The sequence below is a fragment of the Streptomyces sp. NPDC048461 genome (genome assembly GCF_055587105.1).
In genome coordinates, this window is record NZ_JBVJGW010000093.1 from 1 (window position 1) to 1,023 (window position 1,023).

Below are 1,023 nucleotides of genomic sequence, written 5' to 3' on the forward strand. Positions count from 1 at the left end.
GCGTTATCAGCACAATACATACCTTTATCTGGGCTAAAAGTTGTATTAGCTCAGACTTGATCTGGCATTGCCACAGCACAGAGCTTGACCCAATCTAACAGGGCAGCTCTGTGCCAGAAACGGATTGTTGTATGTCAGTTAATAACTCTTTAAGATAGATCTAGGTAGGAAAAAATAAATGAAGCATAACATAAACACTCAACGAGTATTGACATACTTTATGTTCGAACTACTCTAATATTTACTGGTTATTCATCTTTTAAAAAGGAATTTTAGCTTGTGAAAAAAACACCGATCCATTTAGATTCACTAATTTATGACGATGGCGATTCATTAGTGAATCCTCCAGACAATAAATATGAGCTTTCGTCTACCTTCGGGAAGGTAATTCAAAAAGCCACCTACATTGATTTAATTGTAGGGGCCGTATTGGTTATCCTTTTCTGTTCGATTATCATCAGTTTAACTGGGGGGCTTCAACATGCAGATAGTTACGTTGATACACTTTACTTCTGCTTTGTGACCTTTACAACCCTTGGCTATGGTGACATTGCCCCTGTCGGTTTCTCTCGTTTTATTTCTGTGATACTTACATTGTGTGGATTGCTCTTCACTACATTATTAATAGGGAAGTTTGCTTCGGAGCGGCATCAAGCCATGCTTCTTTTAGTTCACACGAGTGACTGTCAGAGACGTATTGATGCTTTCTGCTCAGAGCTTTACAATCTCAACACTGAACTCCTCGATGCATTTTCTGCACGGGACACCCTGCGAACGCAAAAGGTATTAAAGGAATTAATTTCACGGTTTGAAGCAACTTCTAACTATATTGTTTTTCATGCTAATCAATCTGAATTGACTGGGTTTGGTAATGATTCTGTACTAATGAAATTTTATCATGTACTCAGTCAAATTCAGGGTGGCTGCTATGAAATCCAAACGCAGAAACAGTCTTATCCTAATGAGCTGATATTTAATCGCAGCTTTGCACTTGCGAAGCGTACCTGCTCATTAATAAGCATC

1 protein-coding gene is annotated in these 1,023 nt (G+C 38.6%); it reads left to right on the forward strand.

All coding sequences use genetic code 11. The features are described from left to right. Positions 1-279: 279 nt before the first annotated feature. The coding region (locus ACZ6S8_RS39705) for a potassium channel family protein (RefSeq protein ID WP_469463293.1) at positions 280-1,023 on the forward strand (744 nt) is incomplete at its 3' end.